Below are 18200 nucleotides of genomic sequence, written 5' to 3'. Positions count from 1 at the left end.
TCATTTACATGCTATACTTTTTTCGGGAAACTAACTATTTATTGAAGAAAGGAAGTTCTAAACATGCAATTGACTGAACTTTCCATCCGAAGTCAGAATTTATTCATACGTGATTATATAGAAGAAAAAAAAGAGATGACTGCTTTTTTTGATTATGATATACATTCTGAGCACACATGGAAAAAGAGATACGACGATCTCATGGAAATGAGCTTCCCGCGCGAGGCTTTAGCAGATTATATGAGCGCATACCATGCAAAGTTTGAATCGGCAGCGATGCGTCAGAACATTGAAAAGATCCGTGACAAGCGGAGTGTCATGGTGGTTGGAGGGCAGCAGGCAGGCCTACTTTCAGGACCGCTTTATACCATACATAAAATCATATCCATTATTCAGTTCGCAAAAGAAAAAGAATCAGCGCTTGGCGTTCCTGTGATTCCAGTCTTTTGGGTAGCAGGTGAGGATCATGACGTAGATGAAATTAATTTTGTCTACACATCTGGCGACAAAGGTCCAGTCAAGCAAAAGCTGCCATTACATAACGTTAAAAAAACTGCTGCAAAAAGAACACCGCTACATCAAGAAAAAACAGAGAAATGGCTACGTGACGTGTTTTCAACGTATGAGGAATCTGCATATACAAATGACTTGCTTGATCAGCTTCTTCGATGTTTACGCAAATCACAAACGTTTACTGATTTCTTTGAATGGATTGTATGCGACCTTTTTGAAGAAGATGGACTTCTTCTATTTAATTCAGGAGACTTAGGCGTTAAACCACTTGAGCGTACGTTGTTCAAGCACATTGTCGAGACAAATGATGCGGTCACAGCTCGTTTGAATGAAACGCAGGCTGCCATGAAACGAGCGGGATATCAGCCGATCATTGAAGCTGGTGACAATCAGGCGAACCTGTTTTACGAATATGATGAGGAGCGTTTCCTTATTGAAAAAGAAAACGGCCAGTTTTCTATATCAGAAGTGGGGCTTACATGGACGAAAGAAGAGATTTTGCAGGAAATTGAGGAGCACCCAGAACGGTTCAGCAACAATGTGGTGACGCGCCCCTTAATGCAGGAAACCCTTCTTCCGACACTTGCTTTTATGGCAGGACACGGTGAAGTCAACTATTGGGGGGAGCTGAAAGGAATCTTTGAGCATTTTAAATTGAAGATGGCACCTGTTCTTCCAAGACTGCACGTGACCATTCTTGAAAGGCACATCGATAAGAAGCTGCCGGCTAGAGAACTTTCTGTAGAAGAAGTGCTCACAATCGGAGTAAAAGAAAAGAAAGAGGCTCACTTTGAGCAAAGCCTTCCAGACAGCTTTGTTCAAGCCGTTGATCATGCGAAACGTGAATTAGCGAAAGTTCACGGTGTATTGAGGCAAGAAGCACTGGAGGTTGAACCAAACTTCGAGCAGCTGCTAGATAAAAATGCCAAATTTATCGAAGACCAGCTTCAATTTGTTTATCAAAAGGTGGCGCAGCGTGTGGAAGAGAAGGAAGGATATATCCTTCGGGATTTTGAACGGATTGAAAACAGCTTAAAACCACTAGATGCCCCGCAAGAAAGAATTTGGAATATCATGTACTTTTTAAACAAATATGGTCCAGAATTCTTCAAAACGTTCAAAAATCTGCCATTTTCATTTCAAAACAAGCAGCAAATTGTCAAACTTTGAAATAAAGTTTTAATGAACCCTGACTAGTTCAGGGTTTTTTTTTATGTAGAAACAGTGTAAAATAAGTTTTGTGGAGAGAAGTGGTGGATAGTGGAGAGTAAGGGTGAGAAAGTGGGGCTCTGATTATCATGTTCATGGGTGAATACCAACATACGATTGATACAAAAGGGCGCATGATCATCCCTGCTAAATTTAGAGACGGTCTCGGAGAACAGTTTGTGCTGACGAGAGGGCTTGATCAATGTTTATTTGGCTACCCTATGAGTGAGTGGAAACTAATTGAAGAGAAACTCAAAGCACTGCCGCTAACGAAAAAAGATGCACGTGCGTTTACCCGGTTCTTCTTCTCCGGCGCAGTTGAATGCGATCTGGACAAGCAGGGGCGCATTAACATCGCATCAAACCTACTCCAATATGCAAAACTCGAAAAAGAATGTGTGGTCATCGGCGTTTCAAATCGAATTGAGTTGTGGAGTAAGTCGATCTGGGAACAATATACAGAAGAGCAAGAAGATTCTTTTGCTGAAATTGCTGAAAACATGATTGGGTTTGATATATAATAATCCCTTGTGCAGCAAGCTTTCTACACATTCATTTCTATTTGAAAAAGGTGGGACCATAACATCATGTTTCAACATGAGACAGTATTATTAAAAGAAACAGTTGACGGTTTAAACGTCAAAGAAGACGGTACATATGTAGACTGCACGCTGGGCGGAGCAGGTCATAGCTCATATTTACTATCTCAACTATCAGAAAAAGGTACATTGATTGGATTTGACCAAGACGATGCTGCACTGGATCATGCACGAGAGAAGCTCGCGGATTCTAAAGCGAACATTCTTTTCATAAAAAGCAACTTCCGATATTTAAAAGAACGTCTGAATGAACAAGGCATTACAAGCGTAGACGGTGTGATTTTTGATCTTGGGGTTTCATCTCCTCAGCTCGACACACCAGAGAGAGGCTTTAGTTATCACCATGATGCACCTCTTGACATGCGAATGGATCAAACAGCCGCATTGTCGGCAAAACAAGTGGTGAATGAATGGCCATTTGAAGATCTAGTTCGGATTTTCTACAAATATGGGGAAGAAAAATTCAGCAAGCAAATCGCACGCAAAATTGAAGAAGCTAGAAAAAAAGCGCCAATTGAAACAACAGGTGAGCTTGTCGACATTATCAAAGAAGGAATTCCCGCACCTGCAAGACGAACTGGCGGACATCCAGCAAAAAGAGTGTTTCAAGCGATCCGAATTGCCGTAAATGATGAATTGAAAGTTTTTGAAGAAGCACTAGAACAAGCAATAGAGTTACTCAATCCGAAGGGGAGAATTTCTGTCATTACATTCCATTCACTTGAAGACCGGATTTGTAAAAGTACATTTAAAGAAATGTCTTCTCTTCCAGAACTTCCGCACGGACTACCAGTGATTCCAGAAGGACTTGAACCAAAGCTGAAGCTGATCACGAGAAAACCAATCGTTGCATCAGAACAAGAGCTGGAACATAACAACCGTGCCCGTTCAGCGAAGCTCCGAATTGCAGAAAAAAAGTAAAACGACACCATAGATGATGATAAAAAGGAGGTTTCTTATGAGTAATTTGGCTTACCAAAGAGAAGTAAAACAATATCAAACACAGCAGCAAGGCCAATCGGTTGTTATTAAAAGAAGAGGTTCTATCACACTTGGTGAAAAAATCTTACTTGTCATGTTTGTCATGGCTCTTATGTGCAGCTCTATTCTCATCATTTCTAAAGCCTTTGCTGTCTATCACGCCAATATCGAGGTGCAGAAATTAGAGCAGCAAGTATCTTTAGAATCGAAGAAGATTACTGAGCTTCAAAAGGAAAAAGACTTGCTGAGTGAACCAGAAAGAATCATTGAAGCTGCGAAAAAAGCAGGCTTAAGCATTTCGAAAGATGTTAAGAAGGTTGATTAAGATGGCGATGCCTAAAAAGAATAAAATGATGAACAGAGGCGCGGCAATTGCGAGTATTTGCTTCGCCCTGTTTTTCTTTATCATCCTTGCACGTTTTATTTATATTCAGATTACAGGAACGGTCGATGGTCAAGTGTTAGCCGCAAAGGCAAATGAACAATATCAATCGAAGAAAACACTTGAAGCCAAAAGAGGGTCTATTTTAGACAGAAATGGGAATGTGATTGCCGAGGATACATCTGTCTATAAGCTCATTGCGATCATGAGCAAGAAAATGACGGTCGATCCAAAGCACCCAATGCATGTCGTTGACAAAGAAAAGACAGCAAAAGAGCTGTCAAAAGTAATTGATATGAGCGAAAGCGAAATTTTAAAGCGTCTGAATACAAAAGATGCGTTCCAAGTTGAGTTTGGTAAAGCTGGGAAAGACATCAGTTTTTCAACAAAGGAAAAAATTGAAAAGCTGAAGCTTCCAGGGATCGCATTTGAAAAAGACACGAAGCGATATTATCCAAACGGCATGTTTGCTTCAAATCTGATCGGTTATGCAAGATTAGATGAGGCGACAAAGGACATGTCAGGCGCGATGGGACTTGAGAAGGCGCTGAACAAATTTTTAAAAGAAAAAGACGGCTATGTGACATATAACAGTGACAGAAGTGGATGGGCTCTTCCAAATAGTAAAGAAGACATTGTCGCTCCGAAGGATGGGAAAAACGTCACGCTGACCATTGATCAAAAAATCCAAGCGTTCCTTGAAGAAAGTATGACGCAGGTTGCTAAAAAATATAAACCGAAGAAAATCATTGCTACAGTCGTTGACCCAAAAACGGGAAAGGTGCTCGCGATGGGACAGCGGCCAAGCTTTAATTTAAATGAATTAGACATTACGAATTATAACAATGATGTCATTTCATATGCGTTTGAACCAGGTTCAACGATGAAAATCTTTACACTTGCTGCGGCAATCCAAGAAGGGGTCTACCAAGGCAATGATAAATATCAATCTGGTACTTATAAAGTAGGCGGCGGCCTTGTAAGAGACCATAACAACGGAAATGGCTGGGGGAAAATTGACTTTCATGAAGGTGTTCTCCGTTCGTCAAACGTAGCCTTTGCAAAGCTGGCAAAAGAAAAGTTAGGCTTCACGCGCTACGAACAATATTTGCAGAAGTTCCATTTCTACGACAAAACAGGTATTGACTTGCCGAACGAAGCGTCTAGTAAAATCAATTACAGATACGAATATGACAAAGCATCGACAGCTTACGGTCAAGCGTCTGCCATTACACCGATTCAACAAATTGAAGCAGCGACAGCGATAGCAAACGGTGGAACGATGATGAAGCCATATGTCATTGATCATATTACAGACCCGAACACAAACAAAACGATTTTACAGCACGAACCAACAGTAGCTGGAAAGCCAATTTCCTCAGATACAGCAAAGCAAGTACGTGACATTTTAGGTGAGGTTGTTTCCTCGAAGATTGGAACAGGTCAGCCTTACCAAATCAAAGGCTTTGACGTTGCTGGAAAAACAGGAACAGGACAAATCGGCGGTGCCGGCGGTTATCTCCAAGGAAGAAACGATTACGTCTTTTCATTTATGGGAATGGCGCCAAAAGATGATCCAAAGCTGCTTGTTTATGTAGCTGTACAGCAGCCGCAGCTGTCTGACACAGAAACTGGCTCTGCCCCAGTTGCACAAATCTTTAACCCAGTGATGAAAAATAGTCTGCTATATTTAAATATTGCACCAACAAAAACAGACGATAAAAAATCAGGCGAACAAAAAGTGAAGCAAGAAACAATGCCTTCATTCTTAGATTTAGAAGTGAAACAGGCGGAAACAGAAGCTAAAAACAAAAACTTAACGCCTGTTGTCATCGGCGACGGCCTCTCCATTAAACGACAGTGGCCAAGTGCAGGCTCTGAATTCTCTGAAAGCCAGAAAGTTTTCTTGAAAACAGCAGGAAAAACCATCAAAATGCCTGATATGACAGGCTGGTCGAGAAGAGAAGTCCTTCAATATGCATCCATTTCTGGTGTGCATATCGAAACAAAGGGACAAGGATATGCTGTCAAACAAAGTGTGAAAAGTGGAGCGGAGATTTCAGATAAAGTTGTCACTGTGACATTTAGAAGCCCGAATTAATTGCAAAACCTAGCAAACGACTTGCTAGGTTTTTTCTTTTGCCGAGCGGGATAGACGAGACGTTCTATATAAGGACGGGCCTGCATATGATGGAAACAAGCCATATGTATGTAAGGAGTGAACCGGGCGTGCGAGTATCAAGTGTAACAGTGAGAAAACGATTGCTTTTCGTGCTGCTGATTGGGGTGATCATTTTTTTCATCATAGATACTAGATTAGGATATGTACAGTTTATTATGGGTGAGAAGCTCACAAGCTTAGCAAAAGATTCATGGAGCCGGAACCTCCCGTTCGAACCAGAAAGGGGAGATATTTTGGACCGAAATGGGGTAGAGCTTGCGACGAACAAAAGTGCCCCATCTATATTGGTCGTTCCGCGTCAAATTAAAGATCCCGCAGAAACAAGCAAGAAACTGGCGGCAGTACTGAATATGTCAGAGGAAAAAGCGTACAAGCACGTCACAAAGAAAACATCGATCGAACGAATTTCTCCAGAGGGAAGAAAAGTATCTCATGAAAAAGCAAAAGAAGTCAGAGAGCTTGATTTAGATGGCGTTTATGTCGCGGAAGACAGCATCAGACACTATCCCTTCGGCAGTTTTCTTTCTCATGTGCTTGGCTTCGCTGGAATTGATAATCAAGGGTTACTTGGACTTGAAGCCTATTATGATGATGACCTGAAAGGTGAAAAAGGCTCTGTAAAGTTCTATTCCGATGCAAAAGGGCAGAAAATGCCAGATGAAGCAGATGATTATACACCGCCTAAAGATGGGCTTGATATGAAGTTAACTGTCGATGCGAAAGTACAAACCATCATAGAGCGGGAATTAGACAACGCGCAGGCAAAATATAACCCAGACGGCATGATTGCAATTGCGATGAATCCGAAGAACGGTGAAGTGCTTGGAATGTCGAGCAGACCGGATTTTGATCCAGCGGATTATCAATCAGTTGACTCGAAAGTGTTTAACCGAAATCTACCGGTGTGGAGCACATATGAGCCAGGTTCGACGTTTAAAATAATTACACTTGCAGCAGCACTAGAAGAGAAAAAAGTCAATTTAAAACGCGATCATTTTTTTGACAGCGGATCTGTAACAGTAGATGGTGCAAGGCTTAGGTGCTGGAAAAAAGGCGGGCACGGATCACAGTCATTTTTAGAAGTGGTGCAAAACTCCTGTAACCCCGGCTTTGTTGAACTAGGCGACCGTCTAGGAAAGGATAAATTATTTTCCTATATTAAAAATTTCGGGTTTGGCCAAAAAACAGGAATTGATCTTCAAGGGGAAGGGCGAGGCATTTTGTTCCCGCTGGACCGGGTTGGCCCTGTAGAGCAGGCGACAACTGCCTTTGGTCAAGGTGTATCTGTTACGCCGATACAGCAAGTAGCTGCCGTAGCCGCAGCGGTAAATGGCGGAACACTTTACACGCCGTACATTGCAAAAGAATGGATAGATCCAATTACAAAAGAGGTTGTGAAAAAGCAATCGCCGATTGCCAAAAAGAAAGTGATTTCAGCAGAAACATCAAAAGAAATCAGATATGCGCTTGAAAGTGTAGTCGCTCAAGGGACTGGCCGAAATGCATTTGTTGAAGGATATCGAGTTGGCGGAAAAACAGGGACAGCACAGAAGGTAAAAGACGGCAAGTACATGGAAAATAACCACATTGTGTCGTTTATCGGGTTTGCGCCTGCTGATGATCCAAGTATCGTTGTATATGTCGCTGTAGATAACCCGAAAGGCACCATTCAATTTGGCGGGACAGTTGCTGCACCAATTGTGGGTCATATTATGCGGGACAGCCTGCCTGAGATGGGTGTGAAAAAAAGAAAAGGACAAATTGAAAAGAAGTATCAGTGGCTGGACACAAAAACGATTGAAGTACCGAATCTTGTAGGGGGATCTGTTTCAGACCTTGAATCCCTCCTGATTAATCTTAAGATCGATGCTTCTGGAACTGGCAGTAAAGTGGTGAAGCAATCACCTGCTGCTGGGACGAAGGTCAAAGAAGGCTCCACCATCAGATTATACTTAAACGATGAATAATAAAGAATGAACAGAGGGTAGCCGCACTCATTCGGCTGCCTCTTTTTGTTGAAAGAGAAGGTCTGTTTGAAAAAAAGAACCTAAAGTGTGTTTTTTCCAAGAGAAACTTAAGGAATACGCTGGATGTATCCTTTTTTTTACGATAAAATATAGACTGTGTGTTTTTTTCGCAAGACATGCACGTGAACGAATTTGAGAGGTTTGATATGAAATGAAATTACAAGAACTCCTTACATACTTTAAAAGTGAAAACAACGAATTAATAAACGAAAATCCTGATATCACTTCCATCGAAATGGATTCTAGAGAGGTGAAAAAAGGAAGCCTTTTTGTCTGTATAAAAGGCTATACAGTAGATGGACACGATTATGCTGAAAAAGCGGTGAAAAGCGGGGCTGCAGCGATTGTAGCAGAACACCCTCTTAACATAACAGATGTACCAGTCATTATTGTGAAACACTCTCAAAGAGCTCTTGCAAGAATAGCTGATGCGTTTTACGAACAGCCAACTCATAAGCTGAATCTCATCGGGATCACAGGCACAAACGGAAAAACTTCCACAACACACATGATTGAACAAATGATGAGAAAAGCCGAAAAGAAAACAGGCTTAATCGGTACGATGTATATGAAGGTGAATGATGACATTCTCGATGTGAAAAACACGACACCTGAAAGTGTCACACTTCAGAAGACCTTTAAACAGATGCTTGATCAAGATGTAGACACAGCCATTATGGAAGTATCATCACACGCACTGCATCTTGGCAGGGTACATGGATGTGATTATGATATTGCCGTTTTCACAAACCTTTCGCAGGACCATCTTGACTACCACAACACAATGGAAGAATATAAACATGCGAAAAGCTTGCTGTTTTCACAGCTGGGCAGTGCCTTTCATCACGATAAGCCAAAGCATGCGATTTTAAATGCGGATGATGATGCTTCGAGTTACTATGAAAAAGTGACAGCTGCTGAAGTCATGACATATGGCTTAGAGCAAAAAGCAGATGTCATGGCAAAGAATATTCAAATCAAGCCCAAGGGAACTCAATTTGATTTAATCACTCCAATTGGCACCAAAAATGTGACAGTTGCCCTCATCGGTAAGTTTAATGTGTACAACATCCTAGCAGCTGTATCAGTAGGGATCGTATCTGGCTTAACATTTGAAACGATTGTAAGTGCTATTGAAGAGCTGGAGGGAGTCAAAGGCCGATTTGAACTTGTGAACTGTGATCAAGATTTCCCTGTGATCGTCGATTACGCCCATACACCTGACAGCTTAGAAAATGTCCTGACAACGTGTAGAGAATTAACAGCCGGCAAAATTTTCTGTGTGATAGGCTGCGGCGGCGACCGTGATAAAACAAAGCGTCCTCAAATGGCCCAAATCGCTGTGAAGTATGCAGATGAGCCTGTATTTACATCAGACAACCCAAGAAGCGAAGATCCTTCAGCTATCTTAAAGGATATGGAAAATGGTGTGCCAGACGCATATTATCATAGCTTTGTGAATCGCAAACAAGCCATCTTTTTTGCAATTGCCAATGCGAAAAAAGGCGATACAGTCTTAATAGCGGGTAAAGGCCATGAGACATATCAAATCGTTGGCGATCAAGTGTACGATTTTGATGATGCAAAGGTTGCAATGGACGCTATTTTAGATCTAAACAAATCTTAAAATGATGAAAAGAGTGTAATGAAATGAAGCATTTTGTACAAAAACAACATACGAAGAACGCGAATGAATACCTTAATAATGAATGCAATTTTCTGATGGAAAACGGCTTTGGAAATTCGGAAGGAGTAAAGAACGATGCTTGAACAGGTGATATTGTTTACAATCATAATGGGATTTTTAATCAGTGTTCTTTTATCCCCGATTTTTATTCCGTTTTTAAGAAGACTTAAATTTGGTCAAAGTATTAGAGAAGAAGGACCACAGTCTCACCAAAAGAAATCAGGTACTCCGACAATGGGCGGAATTATGATTATCTTTTCTATCACAATTACGACGATTGTGATGATCAACAAATTTTCTGAGATTAGTCCAGAAATGTTTTTATTGTTATTTGTCACGCTTGGCTACGGTCTATTAGGATTTTTAGATGATTATATTAAAGTAGCGATGAAACGAAACCTAGGTTTAACATCGAAACAGAAATTAATCGGTCAAATTGTGATCGCAGTGATTTTTTATGCAGTCTTCCATTATTATCAGTTTGCAACGACGATTCGCATTCCAGGAACAGATGTCAGCTTCGATTTAGGATGGGCTTACTTTATCCTTGTCGTTTTCATGCTTGTCGGGGGTTCAAATGCTGTGAACTTAACGGATGGACTGGATGGTCTATTATCTGGTACCGCTGCTATTGCCTTTGGAGCCTTTGCTATACTGGCTTGGAATCAATCACAGTACGATGTAGCGATCTTTTCAGTAGCTGTTGCTGGAGCCGTTCTTGGGTTTCTTGTGTTTAACGCGCATCCTGCAAAAGTATTTATGGGCGATACAGGGTCGCTTGCTTTAGGCGGAGCGATTGTAGCGATTGCCATTTTAACAAAGCTTGAAATTTTACTTGTCATTATTGGAGGAGTATTTGTTGTCGAAACGTTATCCGTTATTCTTCAAGTGATCTCCTTTAAAACAACTGGAAAAAGAATCTTTAAGATGAGTCCGCTTCACCACCACTATGAATTAGTTGGCTGGTCTGAGTGGAGAGTAGTTGTCACCTTCTGGACAGCTGGTTTATTACTTGCTGTTTTAGGAATTTACATCGAGGTGTGGTTATAATTGAATAAGATGCAAATGTTAAAAAACGAACATGTACTAGTATTAGGTCTTGCAAAAAGCGGATATGCGGCAGCTTCAATTCTTCATGAGCATGGAGTAAATGTCATAGTAAATGACCAAAAGCCGTTTGAAGAAAATGAACCTGCTCAGCTTCTTTCTGAAAAGGGGATTGATGTCATTTGTGGCAGCCATCCTCTTCGTATGTTCGATGATAATGAAATAACGATTTTAATTAAAAATCCAGGAATTCCATATGAAAATGTGATGGTTCAAGAGGCGATTCGCCGCCAAATTCCAGTTTGGACGGAAATTGAATTAGCTTATCATTTAACCTCAGCTCCTTTTATTGGGATTACTGGATCAAATGGAAAAACCACTACCACGACTTTGATTTATGAAATGCTGAAAAGCGATAGTCAAAAAACTTTAGTGGCAGGTAATATTGGCACAGTTGCCAGCGAAGTCGCTGCAAAGGCAGCTGGCGATGAGTGGATTGTAACTGAGCTGTCTTCTTTTCAGTTAATGGGAACAGTTGATTTTAGACCTAAAATCAGCTTAATATTAAATATTTTTGATGCACATTTAGACTATCACCACACTCGTGATGAATATGAAAAAGCAAAGCAGAAAGTATACGCACATCAACTTGAAGATGACATAGCTGTCATTAACCTTGATGATCCATCAGTTGTAAAACTAGCCGAAGCTTCAAAAGCAAAAAAAGTATTTTTCTCGGTAAAAGAGCAAGTAGAACATGGTGCGTATATTAAAAATGGTGCAATTTACTACATGAATGAACATATCATCGATTTAAAGGATGTTGTTCTTCCTGGTGAGCATAACCAAGAAAATATTTTGGCAGCTATATGTGTCGTGAAAAATACAGGCTGTTCAAATGAAGCAATCGCACACGTTCTCACGACTTTTAGTGGAGTGAAGCATCGTCTCCAGTTTGTAGATACAATTCAAAGCAGAAAATTCTATAACGATAGTAAAGCCACCAATATACTGGCAACAAGTAAAGCATTGTCAGCTTTTAAGCAGCCGACCATTTTACTAGCCGGCGGGCTTGATCGCGGTAATGAATTTGATGAATTGAAGCCTTTTATGAAAAATGTAAAAGGAATCATCACATTTGGTGAGACGGCACCTAAGTTTGTGAAGCTTGGTGAAGAACTGGGAATACATCACGTAAAACATGTCGATAATGTTGAACAAGCAGTACCTGCGGCGTTTAACATTTCTGAAGAAGAAGACGTGATTTTATTATCCCCGGCTTGTGCAAGCTGGGATCAACATAAAACATTTGAAGAACGTGGAGACATGTTTGTAAACGCCGTGCATATGCTTAAATAAGGGCTTGTCTCTCATAATGACTGACAGCCCAAATGAATTATGCTTGGGGTGTCGGTCTCTTGACGAATAAGAAAACTTCTCCGGACTTTTTGCTTGTTGTCATTACGTTACTTTTATTGACGATTGGTTTAATTATGGTGTACAGCGCTAGTGCTGTGTGGGCATCGTATAAATTTGATGATTCGTTTTATTTTGCAAAAAGACAGCTTTTGTTTGCCGGAATCGGAGTTATCGCGATGTTTTTCATTATGCGAGTCGATTATTGGACGTGGCGGACTTGGTCAAAGATATTGATTGCTGTTTGTTTTCTCCTTTTACTGCTTGTACTTATTCCAGGTATCGGTATGGAGAGAAATGGATCAAGAAGCTGGATCGGTGTCGGTGCGTTTAGTATTCAGCCCTCTGAATTTATGAAGCTTGCGATGATTGCGTTTCTTGCAAAATTCTTATCTGAAAAACAAAAAAATATCACATCCTTTCGTAAAGGTTTCGCACCAGCATTAGGCATTGTCTTTTCTGCATTTGCCATCATAATGCTGCAGCCAGATTTGGGAACAGGGACGGTAATGGTTGGAACCTGTATTATTATGATATTTGTTTCAGGTGCGAGAATTGCTCACTTTATATTTCTCGGTCTTTTAGGGCTCAGCGGATTTGCTGCACTCGTCTTATCAGCGCCCTACCGCATAAAACGAATTACATCGTACTTAAATCCTTGGGAAGATCCACTAGGCAGTGGGTTTCAAATTATTCAATCCTTATACGCTGTTGGTCCAGGCGGTCTGTTCGGAATGGGTCTCGGTCAAAGTAGACAGAAATTCTTTTATTTACCTGAGCCTCAAACAGACTTCATCTTTGCGATATTGTCTGAAGAGCTTGGCTTTATAGGAGGATCACTCATTTTGCTGCTCTTTAGTGTTCTATTATGGAGAGGCATACGAATAGCACTTGGAGCCCCAGACTTATACGGAAGTTTCCTAGCAGTTGGCATTATTTCAATGGTTGCCATTCAAGTGATGATTAATATCGCAGTTGTTACTGGACTCATCCCTGTGACAGGGATCACGCTCCCATTCCTAAGTTATGGCGGCTCATCACTGACATTAATGCTGATGGCAATTGGCGTACTTCTGAATGTAAGCAGGTACGCTAGATATTAATGTGCTGCTAGTTAATGAAACCATGATGACATTTATTTTGCAAAAGTACAAAAAAATGATTTGAAGAGTGAAAAAGACAGCTTTCGTATTGAAAACATGTTTTTTTGACTCTTCTTTACAGGTTTTAACGGAGCCCTGTTGTTTAAAACAGGGTTTATACTTTGTTCAGAGCAGAAAAAAATTGAGGGGAAATGGTATAATGCGTATAGTAATCAGTGGAGGCGGAACAGGCGGACATATTTATCCGGCCTTAGCTTTTATTAAAGAAGTGAAAAGACTGCATCCTAATGTAGAATTTTTATATATTGGTACTGAAAATGGACTTGAAAAGAAAATTGTAGAAAGAGAAAATATCCCTTTCAAGTCCATAGAAATTTCAGGTTTTAAAAGAAAGCTTTCCTTTGATAACGTAAAAACGGTGATGAGATTTCTAAAGGGCGTTCAAAAAAGTAAATCTTACTTAAAAGAATTCAAGCCAGATGCGGTCATTGGAACAGGTGGTTATGTGTGCGGCCCTGTTGTTTATGCAGCTTCTAAGCTGAAAATCCCGACTATTATTCACGAACAGAACAGTCTGCCTGGAATCACAAATAAGTTTCTGGCGAGATATGTTGATAAGGTAGCCATCTGCTTTGAAGAAGCAAAGGAACATTTTCCTTCTGAAAAGGTTGTATTTACGGGAAACCCTAGAGCCTCTGAAGTCGTCTCTATAAAAGAGGGGAAATCTCTTAAAGATTTTGGGCTGGATGAAAAGAAAAAAACAGTTCTTATTTTTGGCGGGAGCCGGGGGGCTGCACCGATTAATAGAGCAGTCATTGACATGCAAAATGAATTAAAGGCTAAGAACTATCAGCTTTTATATATCACAGGTGAGGTTCATTATGAAAAAGTGCTGAACGAACTAAAGGAAAAAGATGCAGCACCTAATATGATCACAAAGCCTTTCTTGCACCAAATGCCGGAGTACTTGAAATCAATTGATGTGATTGTTGCAAGAGCGGGTGCCACAACGATTGCTGAAGTGACAGCCCTTGGAATCCCAACTATTTTTATTCCAAGCCCATACGTCACAGCAAATCACCAGGAAATTAATGCAAGATCACTAGAAAAGCATGACGCTGCAATCGTTTTAAGAGAATCAGAGCTTTCTGGAGAGAGTCTTCTTCATGCCATTGATGAAATTGCTGGTAATGAAGAAAAGTTAAACGAAATGAGCCGCTTAACAAAAGAACTTGGAGTACCAGATGCGGCTGGACGTTTATATAATGTATTAAAAGAAATTACGACTACATGATGGAATGATATTAGGTAAGGCGGAGGGTAATATGGAGAACTTGAAGAATGAATTATTAGAAGCGCAAGTCGGTAAAGTGCTTGAAAATGAGCCGCTTGCAAATCATACGACAATGAAAATAGGCGGGCCGGCAGATCTATTGATCGTTCCTAAAGATATCGATGCAGTTAAAACGATCATGGATCAGATAAAAAAACACCACGCGGACTGGACGGTTATTGGGAGAGGGTCGAATTTACTCGTACTTGATAAAGGAATACGTGGCGTTGTCCTGAAGTTAGGCGCTGGACTTGATCATTTAACTGTAAATGATGAAGAAATTACAGTTGGCGGCGGCTATTCTGTTGTAAGGCTTGCAACGTCTCTTAGTAAGCAGGGTCTTTCAGGGCTGGAGTTTGCAGCTGGTATCCCGGGATCTATTGGCGGTGCTGTTTATATGAACGCAGGTGCGCACGGATCTGATATTAGTAAGATCCTTGTGAAAGCGAGAATCTTATTTGAAGATGGAAGCATCGAGTGGCTAACAAATGAGCAGATGAACTTTAGCTATAGAACATCTGTCCTTCAAAAGGAACGACCAGGCATTGTTCTCGAGGCCGTGTTTAAGCTCAAACAGGATGATCGCGAGAAAATCACAAAGAAAATGCAGCAAAATAAAGACTATCGTAAGGAAACACAGCCTTATAATCGACCATGTGCCGGAAGTATTTTTCGAAATCCGCTGCCTGAATATGCAGGACAGCTTGTAGAAAAAGCGAATTTAAAAGGGTACCAAATTGGCGGAGCAAGAATCTCTGATATGCATGGCAACTTTATTGTGAACGCTGGTGGTGCTACTGCTCAAGACGTGCTGGACTTAATTCAGTACATCCAAAAGAAAATTAAAGATGACTACAATGTAGATATGCATACAGAAGTAGAAATTATCGGTGAAGCAAATTAAAAGCTAGTTTTTATGAATGATGGCATCACAGGAAAACAAACGGCATGAAAGAATGCCGTTTGTTTTCTCATCAAAATGATGACCCAAAGGTGTGGACAAGCAGCTTTGAATGGGGTGAAGAATATTCATGCGACCTGATCATGAAAATGAAAAGATCGTCAATATAGAAGAACGAATTCCTAAAATTAAAGAACAAAGGAAGCAGAAAGCGAACCGGAGACTAATCTCTTTTATTCTACTGTTTTTTATCATGGTTTTAATCATTATTTATTTGCAGACACCAATCAGTAAAATTTCTTCTTTAACTATTACGGGTAACGAGCATGTCCCTACAAAACAGCTTGTGAAACTTTCTCAAATCAAAGAAGGCGAAACAGAGTTTTGGAATTTAAATAAAGATTTAACAGCAGATCATATTAAACAAAACAAACTGATTAAAAGTGTCAGTATCAAAAAACATTTTCCAAATAAGGTCAGTATTGCTGTCAAAGAATATGCCAATATTGCGTATCTTCAAAAGGGAAATCTATACTATGAGCTTCTTGAAAATGGGACAGCATTACCAGAAGAAGTCACACCAAGTCATGCAGGACCTATTTTTGTGGATTGGGACAATAAAGAGAAGCTGAAGCAAACTGTAAGATCTTTAAATCAGCTGCCAGCCTCTATTCAGGAACTCATCTCGGAAATATATTATGTGCCGACAAGCTCAAACCAATGGCTCGTTAAATTTTATATGAATGATGGGAACACTGTGATTGCATCAATTAAAACATTCGCTGATAAAATGGAAACCTATCCTGCCATTGTAAAAGAACTTTCACCTTCTGAAAAAGGCACAATCCATATGGAAGTCGCGACGTATTTTGAAGCGTTTAAATCTAAGAAAAAGGAAGATGAACGTTGAGAGGCAAAACAGTTATATTCTCAATTGTAATGCTTGTTCTTGGTTTTCTGATTTCTTTTTCATACCAATATACTAAGCAGCATCAGGCAGAGGTCATTCGCACAGAGCAATGGAAAAAAGAATACTCCTTGAAAAGTCAGCTGACAAAGCAAGAAAAGGCGAATCAGAAACTTGAAAAAGAATTATACAGCCTTCAATCACAGGTTCAAGCCACTGAGTCCAATTTGAAAAATGAAAAAGAGCAGTATTTTAATGTATTGGAAGATGTTGAGAAATACAGGATGTTTACAGGAGAGATCGGCGTAAAAGGAAAAGGGGTAAAAGTATCCCTTGAAGATGCATCTTATATCCCGAGTGGACAAAATGTCAATAATTACATTGTTCATGAGAGCCACATTTTTCATGTGATAAACGAACTATTTATATCAGGAGCCTCTGCCGTATCTATTAATGGACAGAGAATTACACACCAATCATACATACATTGTAACGGCCCAGTTGTCACAGTTGACGGTGTACAGCATCCAGCGCCGTTTGTCATTTCTGCTATCGGTGATCCGGCTGTGTTAATACCTGCATTAAATATTGCAGGAGGAGTGGTCGATCAGCTGACAAGTGATCATATTTCGATGACGATTGAAAAAAAGGATATTCGTATGAATCCTCTTTTAAAACACAAAGATTAAAAGTGAAAAGGTGAGTGGTGTTGAGGAAAAAGAAGCCTTTACTTAGTTTGACAGTCTTAATGGTGATATTCGGCATCATGGTCTCCATCCAATTTAACTCATTGCAAAAGCCCAAAGTTCGTGATACTCGCGATGTGTGGGAGCTAAGAGAGGATTTATCTGCATCTAAAAGTAAAGAATTGGATTTACTGAAAGAAATTGATAAATATGATGAAATGCTGAAAAAGTATGGTCATCAAGGTGATCAATCAAAAGAAGCTCAACTAACAAAAACATTAAAAGATTTAAAAGAAAAGGCTGGTTTTACAGAAGTGACAGGAGAGGGAATTGAAGTTGATATCTCTCAGCTCTTCTCAAAGGATCTGACTGGAGAAGAAGTGAAAAATATCCCGCCTGATCTTCTGAAAAAGCTAATCAACGAAGCCAATATGTATGGGGCAAAGCATATTTCCATTAATGACCACCGTGTGATTAATACTAGTGTGATTCGAGATATTAATGGCACGACAAAAATGGATGGCTACAGCTTAGATGGTGATGAAGTGACCATCAAGATGATCAGCGACCAGGCCGACAAATTATACAGCCGTTTAAATGTATCAGATATTGCTGATTTGTTTGCTCAGGAAAATTTCGGCTTGAGTATTAGCCAGCCAAAGCAACAAATACAATTAAAAGCATATGACGGTGCAATTCAGGTAAACGAGTTGAAGCCTCTTGACGATGTAAAGGAGGGGAAATCTTAATGTGGCTTCCTGTACTTGGCTTAATCATAGGAGTTGCGATCGGTTTCTTAACAAATTTTACGATACCGAATGAGTATTCTAATTATCTTTCCCTCGCTGTACTTGCTGCACTTGATACATTGATTGGTGGAATCAGGGCACATCTGCAAGGGGCATACGATGAACTAGTGTTTGTATCAGGCTTCTTTTTTAATATTATACTTGCAATAAGTTTAGCTTTTCTGGGCGTCCATCTTGGTGTAGACTTGTATTTAGTCGGAATGTTTGCTTTCGGCGTTAGATTGTTTCAAAATATAGCAGTTATTCGAAGAATTCTACTAACTAAATGGACAATTTCTAGAGAAAAAAAGAAAAAAAGTGAGTCATAAAAAAGGATATACATATGATGTAACGAATATTTTCAGTAATCCTAATAAAAAATGTTGATTTTTTAAGTTTTGTTACACACTTGTAAAAACACATTCATTGTATTGTTGTT

Annotated in this window: 16 protein-coding genes; all 16 read left to right on the top strand. The window is 40.0% G+C overall.

The window, feature by feature from the left end:
* Positions 1-63: 63 nt before the first annotated feature.
* Positions 64-1683 (top strand): bacillithiol biosynthesis cysteine-adding enzyme BshC, encoded by a 1620-nt coding sequence (gene bshC / locus OIT90_RS12195; protein WP_327841975.1) that lies wholly within the window; start codon positions 64-66, stop codon positions 1681-1683.
* Between the two features lie 128 nt (positions 1684-1811).
* Complete coding sequence (mraZ, locus tag OIT90_RS12190) at positions 1812-2243, top strand: division/cell wall cluster transcriptional repressor MraZ (protein WP_003211163.1); 432 nt, start codon at positions 1812-1814, stop codon at positions 2241-2243.
* A 66-nt stretch (positions 2244-2309) separates the two neighbouring features.
* Entirely contained in the window at positions 2310-3242 is a 933-nt protein-coding gene (gene rsmH, locus OIT90_RS12185; RefSeq protein WP_024426925.1) for a 16S rRNA (cytosine(1402)-N(4))-methyltransferase RsmH, read from the top strand.
* 37 nt (positions 3243-3279) lie between these two features.
* Complete coding sequence (gene ftsL, locus OIT90_RS12180) at positions 3280-3627, top strand: cell division protein FtsL (RefSeq protein WP_151284264.1); 348 nt, start codon at positions 3280-3282, stop codon at positions 3625-3627.
* A gap of 7 nt (positions 3628-3634) precedes the next feature.
* Positions 3635-5785 carry a penicillin-binding protein gene (locus tag OIT90_RS12175; protein WP_474892620.1) on the top strand — a complete coding sequence of 717 codons (2151 nt, stop codon included), beginning with the start codon at positions 3635-3637 and terminating at the stop codon, positions 5783-5785.
* Between the two features lie 128 nt (positions 5786-5913).
* On the top strand, positions 5914-7833 hold the full coding sequence (locus OIT90_RS12170; RefSeq protein WP_039178327.1) for a stage V sporulation protein D: 1920 nt from the start codon (positions 5914-5916) through the stop codon (positions 7831-7833).
* A gap of 211 nt (positions 7834-8044) precedes the next feature.
* Positions 8045-9520 carry a UDP-N-acetylmuramoyl-L-alanyl-D-glutamate--2,6-diaminopimelate ligase gene (locus OIT90_RS12165; protein WP_039178333.1) on the top strand — a complete coding sequence of 492 codons (1476 nt, stop codon included), beginning with the start codon at positions 8045-8047 and terminating at the stop codon, positions 9518-9520.
* Between the two features lie 135 nt (positions 9521-9655).
* Positions 9656-10630, top strand: a complete 975-nt coding sequence (gene mraY / locus OIT90_RS12160) for a phospho-N-acetylmuramoyl-pentapeptide-transferase (RefSeq protein ID WP_003211854.1) — start codon at positions 9656-9658, stop codon at positions 10628-10630.
* Between the two features lie 9 nt (positions 10631-10639).
* Positions 10640-11986 (top strand): UDP-N-acetylmuramoyl-L-alanine--D-glutamate ligase, encoded by a 1347-nt coding sequence (gene murD, locus OIT90_RS12155; protein ID WP_052196550.1) that lies wholly within the window; start codon positions 10640-10642, stop codon positions 11984-11986.
* A 59-nt stretch (positions 11987-12045) separates the two neighbouring features.
* Positions 12046-13146 (top strand): stage V sporulation protein E, encoded by a 1101-nt coding sequence (gene spoVE / locus OIT90_RS12150; RefSeq protein WP_024424259.1) that lies wholly within the window; start codon positions 12046-12048, stop codon positions 13144-13146.
* A 199-nt stretch (positions 13147-13345) separates the two neighbouring features.
* Complete coding sequence (gene murG, locus OIT90_RS12145; RefSeq protein WP_144494984.1) at positions 13346-14440, top strand: undecaprenyldiphospho-muramoylpentapeptide beta-N-acetylglucosaminyltransferase; 1095 nt, start codon at positions 13346-13348, stop codon at positions 14438-14440.
* Between the two features lie 31 nt (positions 14441-14471).
* The gene (murB, locus tag OIT90_RS12140) at positions 14472-15383 is read left to right on the top strand and encodes a UDP-N-acetylmuramate dehydrogenase (RefSeq protein ID WP_041084933.1); all 912 of its coding nucleotides are present in this window, start codon (positions 14472-14474) and stop codon (positions 15381-15383) included.
* A gap of 127 nt (positions 15384-15510) precedes the next feature.
* Positions 15511-16290, top strand: coding sequence for a cell division protein FtsQ/DivIB (locus tag OIT90_RS12135; RefSeq protein WP_039178345.1), 780 nt, complete (start codon positions 15511-15513; stop codon positions 16288-16290).
* Complete coding sequence (locus OIT90_RS12130; protein WP_039178348.1) at positions 16287-16976, top strand: DUF881 domain-containing protein; 690 nt, start codon at positions 16287-16289, stop codon at positions 16974-16976. Before OIT90_RS12135 ends, OIT90_RS12130 begins: the two co-directional genes overlap by 4 nt.
* Before the next feature lie 20 nt (positions 16977-16996).
* Entirely contained in the window at positions 16997-17722 is a 726-nt protein-coding gene (locus OIT90_RS12125; RefSeq protein ID WP_058837740.1) for a DUF881 domain-containing protein, read from the top strand.
* The gene (locus OIT90_RS12120) at positions 17722-18090 is read left to right on the top strand and encodes a small basic family protein (protein WP_003210988.1); all 369 of its coding nucleotides are present in this window, start codon (positions 17722-17724) and stop codon (positions 18088-18090) included. The genes OIT90_RS12125 and OIT90_RS12120 overlap by 1 nt, the downstream gene beginning before the upstream one ends.
* Positions 18091-18200 lie beyond the last annotated feature (110 nt).

It is taken from the genome of Bacillus sp. ABR (assembly GCF_056172715.1).
This window is presented reverse-complemented; position numbering and strand designations above follow the sequence as displayed.

Excerpts from the sequence above, each read along its gene's own strand:
- murD (WP_052196550.1), top strand. The coding sequence starts at position 10,640 with ATGCAAATGTTAAAAAACGAACATGTACTAGTATTAGGTCTTGCAAAA.
- mraY (WP_003211854.1), top strand. The coding sequence starts at position 9,656 with ATGCTTGAACAGGTGATATTGTTTACAATCATAATGGGATTTTTAATC.
- OIT90_RS12135 (WP_039178345.1), top strand. The coding sequence starts at position 15,511 with ATGCGACCTGATCATGAAAATGAAAAGATCGTCAATATAGAAGAACGA.
- mraZ (WP_003211163.1), top strand. The coding sequence starts at position 1,812 with ATGTTCATGGGTGAATACCAACATACGATTGATACAAAAGGGCGCATG.
- OIT90_RS12165 (WP_039178333.1), top strand. The coding sequence starts at position 8,045 with ATGAAATTACAAGAACTCCTTACATACTTTAAAAGTGAAAACAACGAA.
- murB (WP_041084933.1), top strand. The coding sequence starts at position 14,472 with ATGGAGAACTTGAAGAATGAATTATTAGAAGCGCAAGTCGGTAAAGTG.
- OIT90_RS12175 (WP_474892620.1), top strand. The coding sequence starts at position 3,635 with ATGCCTAAAAAGAATAAAATGATGAACAGAGGCGCGGCAATTGCGAGT.
- murG (WP_144494984.1), top strand. The coding sequence starts at position 13,346 with ATGCGTATAGTAATCAGTGGAGGCGGAACAGGCGGACATATTTATCCG.
- bshC (WP_327841975.1), top strand. The coding sequence starts at position 64 with ATGCAATTGACTGAACTTTCCATCCGAAGTCAGAATTTATTCATACGT.
- OIT90_RS12120 (WP_003210988.1), top strand. The coding sequence starts at position 17,722 with ATGTGGCTTCCTGTACTTGGCTTAATCATAGGAGTTGCGATCGGTTTC.
- rsmH (WP_024426925.1), top strand. The coding sequence starts at position 2,310 with ATGTTTCAACATGAGACAGTATTATTAAAAGAAACAGTTGACGGTTTA.
- ftsL (WP_151284264.1), top strand. The coding sequence starts at position 3,280 with ATGAGTAATTTGGCTTACCAAAGAGAAGTAAAACAATATCAAACACAG.